Genomic DNA, 4894 nt, shown 5'->3' with positions numbered 1-4894 from the left:
CTTACTGTGCCGGAATTTCACCGAAGACTAGAATACAATAATCACGCAGATGATTATTCTTACTCGCTTTTACTATTTTAACACGGTCGGCTCATATCCCCACGGATAAATCCGGGGGCTTTACGCCGATTCTCGGTAAAACCCCCCCTGTCAACCAAAATAGTCTTCTCTTACAATCAAGAGAAAGAGCAGCCGGACTGAGCAACTCGGTCCGGTGAATCTTGACTTGAATCAATTTCATGCATTATCTCCACCATGTTCCGCAAACTAATTCCAGTCTTAATGGTATTCATGCTCTGTTGGACCACAACCGCCTGTAGTAGCGCCCGGTCCTCTTCCATCAGCGCACCTAACCCGAGCACATCCGTCACCCCAACCCGAATGGCTGACGGTCGCTATCCCGTACAACAGGCCAGCTATAACGATGCCAACGGGGAATATAGCCTGTTTTTGCTCAATGCCTCCCCCTCGGTTTATCGCACCGATGATTTACCGATGGCGAGTTTAACCCCGGAAGAAGTCTCTGCCGGTCCAAAAAGTTACCTTCAGGTGGAGTCCGGTCAAGCTTCCCTGCATTTGACCGAAGACTTTAAAATTGAATATGTCCATGCGGTGACCGAAACCCAACCCAACCCGCAAACTGGCCAACCGGAAACGGTAATTGTCCGCCAGCAATCTAGCTTTTGGACCCCCTTTGCCGGTGCGATCGCTGGACAAATGGTAGCCAATGCGCTATTCACCCCCCGCTATTACGTTCCCCCAATGTATCAACCAGGGGTAGTCATGACGGGTTATGGCGGTTATGGCAACTCATATCAGCAAGCAGTCCAGCAATATACCACCCGCTACCAATCGCCACCTGCAGCGGTGCAAAATCGCCAAAACTCATTGCGGACAACGGGTCAGGTTCGGTCGAATCCCAGTAATGTTAATCGTCCCGCCTCGGGAACCAACAACTCACGGCCTACTGGGTCCGGCGTCGGTGGCAGTAACCTGCAACGCCCTGCCTCGAACTCATCGGGAAGTTCCACTCCCCGTCGTGGCAGTTTTGGCAGTGGTGGTTCTTCTTCTCCAGCGCGATCGGCCCCCCGTCGCTCAGGCGGTGGCACAAGACGCCGGTAAATTCTATCTGTAGGGTGGGCATTGCCCACCCTACGCTACTTCAGTCGTTCCAATAGTTCGTAGTTACGACGGAAGTCGTTTCCTCTCCCCAATCCCCAATCTCCCGATTACATCTTGTCCGGATTGCTGCCGATCCGATATCGTCCTGTTGTGATTGAATTAGAAGTCCACCAACAACTCAGAGCATTCCTGCGATCGCAGGGTGAACCCTATTGGCCGCATCATTTGACGATGGCGCGGTTAGTGGCCCGTGCATTTCGTGTGGGTCGTAGTGCGCTGATTCAAACCGGCATCCCCTCGGTAGGTGCTCACGGAGGACATCGACTCAGTTACTTAACCCCCGTCCTCATCTGGCCCGGTCCCGCTATCCTAGTGGCACCAGAACCGATTCAACAGCGATTGCTATTGGTGGAAATCCCCCAGATGCAGCAGTGGATCGAGACTAATAAGACAATTCGCACCGTTACCGATGGGGCCTCGGGGGGTTGGCGGTGGCCCGGTGCTGATTTTCAAGGATTGCTGATTATTTCCCCAAAATTATGGCTGGAAGATGTTCTGGGCGATCGCACCAAAATCCCCCGAGGAATTCCCACCATTATTGATGGGGCCGATGACCTAGAATCCTGGGCCAGTCAGCAACTCAGTATCACCCTACAATCCTGGGACTGGAATCAACTCATGGTCTCCCGTCCCGATTGTGCTGCCCTAATTCGTGATGCCAGGGTGCAACTCACTCGCGCCTTATTCCAACATCCCGCGAATCCTTACCACTGTGTTTTGCTAGAGTCCGAGGAACAAGGAATTTTACAGGGTCTCCATGAGAGTCTGCAACAGCGCCACTGCACTCCCACTGTCCCCAGTAATCCCCCTCCCCCATTCCCCGAACTGCCCGATCGCTGGATTCACTTTTGGCAACAGTTTCACAGCAGCAATCGCCTACTTTGGGCCTCCATTGACCGAAAATTGGGCCAATTTACCTTATCGGCGACTCCGGTAGAGGTAGCCTCGGCCCTAGGGCCTATCTGGGACCAGCAGCCCGTGGTGTTGATTGGGGGGGCATTAGATTTAGAAACCTCAGCGCCAATTTATCGCCAACAATTGGGATTGGGAGATGTCACCACCCTCAAATTCTCTCCCGATCGCCAAAATGAGATGATTCAACTCTATTTACCCGAGGGGATTCCTATGCCGAATACCCCTCAGTTTGAAGCAGCATTATTAGAACAACTTAGAACCCTACTTTGTATCGCGGCAACCACTGCCGGACCGATTGTCATTCTCGTGGGAGATATGCCACTAAAACCTCGTTTAGGGACGATTCTGGCAGCAGAGTTTGGATCTCGGGTACAGGTGGAGAAGACTCCCATCGATGAACAGAGTATTTTAGTGAGTGGTTGGGAGTTTTGGCGAGAACATCAAGGCACATTACCGCCTCCCAAGTTGCTGGCGATCGCCACTTTGCCGATTCCCTCCCTGGAACATCCGTTAGTGGCGGGTCGCGTTGCTCACTATAAGCGAGAACGGCAAGACTGGTTTAGATTGTATCTGTTACCGACAGCCTTGGGAGAATTGCAACGGGCGATCGCGCCCGTTCGGCAACGCCAAGGCATCGTCGCCCTCCTCGATAGTCGAGTCCTCTACCGCAGCTATGGGACCCAAGTTTTAGCCGCCCTCAGTCCCCTCGCCCGCATTGACTATTTAGATGCCACTTCTTTTGTGAATTAGGGTCATTGGTCATTGGTCATTGGTTGTTGGTCATTTGTCATTTGTCATTTGTCATTTGTCATTTGTTGTTGAAATCGAGATTACTTTTTCCTAATTTATGTTAGACTGTTTGCAAACATATTGAGAAAATTTGTAACTTTATCAATTTTCATCATAAGGGTGTAATGGGTTGATAAAAATTTTATAATATTCATCAACTCTGGAGTTGTTTTTTTAGGAAAATTACGACAATGAATGCTCATAAAGTCGCGATTACATTCAATGAAGATGGTAAATTGGAATTAACAGGTTTGCCTTTTCATGCTGGAGATACGGTAGAAATTATTTTTTTAAACCAGCCTAAAAAACAGCAATTCTCCCCAACTTCTTCCCCTGAATATCCCCTTCAGGGAAAACAACCTTACCGCTACGATGATCCATTTGAACCGGCTGTAACGGCTGAAGATTGGGAGGTTTTGAAATGATTGTTCTGGATACTCACATTTATATATAGCTTTACCTCCACCCCAGGACCAGAAACCGGGTTTCTGCGACAATTGTTGGTTAATCACCTAAATTGAGGAAAGAAACCCGGTTTCTAACCCCCACCCTAGGACCAGAAACCGGGTTTCTGCGACAATTGTTGTGGGATTGCCTAAATTGAGGAAAGAAACCCGGTTTCACCTTTTGGATTACCCCTTGGTTCTCGAAAAAATTGAGCCGTATCGGATTCTATATTTAGCGATACCTGTCACTGCCTACCAATCATTTTTTTGGCGAGATTTACCGCAACTTGCCATTCAAACCTATCGGCTAAAATTGATGGTTTATGAACCGAAAAATGAGGTGATTTTACAATGGATAGAATAAAACAGTATAGACAAATCATTCAGGAGCTATTCACTGCATCACAGATTATGCCCCTGAGTGACTATTTAAGAGAAGAAGCAATTTTAAGTAAATTTCGCCACCTGTCAGAACACCGACAAAAACAACTAGAAGAATACCTTGATTTTCTTTTGCAAAAAGACCAAACGACTCCGGTGAATTAATAAATTGAGGTTTTAGCATCTGTAGAGGAAAAGAAACCGGGTTTCTGACAGCATCTGGTGTTTCTTCACAAAAATTTAAGAAAGAAACCGGGTTTCTGAGTTGGGGGGATGGGGTAAAATGGGAATGCTATCCTGACCTGGTGCGTTGCAATTGATTATTGAGGGAGAACGTTGTTGTGAGGATTATTGCTCGCAGTACATTACGAGAGTTCTGGGAGTTACACGCGGATGCTGAACAACCGTTAAAGGCTTGGTTTCAGGATGTCCGTAACCTGAACTGGACAAGTCCAGCAGATATTAAAGCGATTTATGCGAATGCGAGTATTCTTCCCAATAATCGAGTTGTTTTTAATATAAAGGGGAATAATTATCGGATAATTGTTCATGTTCGTTATGACCTGGGGATTGTCTTTATTCGCTTTATTGGGACACATCAAGAATATGATAATATTGATGCAACCACGATTTAAAGAGGTAAAATAATATGAATTTAAAACCGATTAAAACCGAGGCAGATTATCGTCAAGCTTTAGCGGAGGTTGAACGGTTATTTAATGCGCCTGTAGATACAACCGAGGGGGATAGACTTGAGGTTCTGACCACCCTAATTGAAGCCTATGAAGAACAACATCATCCGATTGAGTCACCATCACCTTATGAGGCCATTTTATACCATCTGGAAAGTCGTCAGTCACCTCTTTTAAGTTTTATTGATGGGTTGAAGCAGCGCGGGGTAAGTGAGCAGGTGATTCAAGAGGCTTTAAATGAATGGATAATTGATAATTGGGAAAAAAAATGAGCCGTGAAATCTGAGGGGGTTTTAGAGGGGTTTGATGCTTTGGCGATTAATCAACAATTAGTAAATGTTCTACAAACTGAACGTCATCTAGTCGAGGAGAATCAGAGGCGATCGCATTGGCATTGGAAGTGAAGGCAGAAGAATGATTGATTGATGAACGGTTAGGACGAAGGGAAGCCATTGATTTGGGGTTATCGATTACGGGATTATTGGGGAT

The 4894-nt window shown here is 47.1% G+C and carries 7 protein-coding genes; all 7 read left to right on the top strand.

The features are described 5' to 3' along the window. The first annotated feature begins 255 nt into the window (after positions 1 to 255). The 7 genes from J0895_RS12930 (at position 256) to J0895_RS12900 (ending at position 4677) form a co-directional block, all read left to right on the top strand. Positions 256 to 1122 carry a hypothetical protein gene (locus J0895_RS12930; RefSeq protein ID WP_242541263.1) on the top strand — a complete coding sequence of 289 codons (867 nt, stop codon included), beginning with the start codon at positions 256 to 258 and terminating at the stop codon, positions 1120 to 1122. 150 nt (positions 1123 to 1272) lie between these two features. Next, entirely contained in the window at positions 1273 to 2847 is a 1575-nt protein-coding gene (locus J0895_RS12925) for an ATP-dependent DNA helicase (RefSeq protein ID WP_207088500.1), read from the top strand. A gap of 230 nt (positions 2848 to 3077) precedes the next feature. Beyond that, on the top strand, positions 3078 to 3311 hold the full coding sequence (locus tag J0895_RS12920; RefSeq protein WP_207088498.1) for a hypothetical protein: 234 nt from the start codon (positions 3078 to 3080) through the stop codon (positions 3309 to 3311). 202 nt (positions 3312 to 3513) lie between these two features. Beyond that, positions 3514 to 3696 (top strand): element excision factor XisH family protein, encoded by a 183-nt coding sequence (locus tag J0895_RS12915; RefSeq protein ID WP_242541262.1) that lies wholly within the window; start codon positions 3514 to 3516, stop codon positions 3694 to 3696. Beyond that, the gene (locus tag J0895_RS12910) at positions 3684 to 3878 is read left to right on the top strand and encodes a hypothetical protein (RefSeq protein ID WP_242541261.1); all 195 of its coding nucleotides are present in this window, start codon (positions 3684 to 3686) and stop codon (positions 3876 to 3878) included. The genes J0895_RS12915 and J0895_RS12910 overlap by 13 nt, the downstream gene beginning before the upstream one ends. A gap of 176 nt (positions 3879 to 4054) precedes the next feature. Beyond that, positions 4055 to 4348, top strand: coding sequence for a type II toxin-antitoxin system HigB family toxin (locus J0895_RS12905; RefSeq protein ID WP_207088497.1), 294 nt, complete (start codon positions 4055 to 4057; stop codon positions 4346 to 4348). A gap of 14 nt (positions 4349 to 4362) precedes the next feature. Further along, complete coding sequence (locus J0895_RS12900; RefSeq protein WP_207088496.1) at positions 4363 to 4677, top strand: helix-turn-helix domain-containing protein; 315 nt, start codon at positions 4363 to 4365, stop codon at positions 4675 to 4677. The last annotated feature ends 217 nt before the right edge of the window (positions 4678 to 4894 follow it).

This window comes from Phormidium pseudopriestleyi FRX01, from assembly GCF_017313335.1.
Classification (GTDB): Bacteria; Cyanobacteriota; Cyanobacteriia; order Cyanobacteriales; family Laspinemataceae; genus Laspinema; species Laspinema pseudopriestleyi.
Note: the sequence above shows the minus strand (reverse complement) of the source record. Positions and strands in the feature narration are given on the sequence as shown.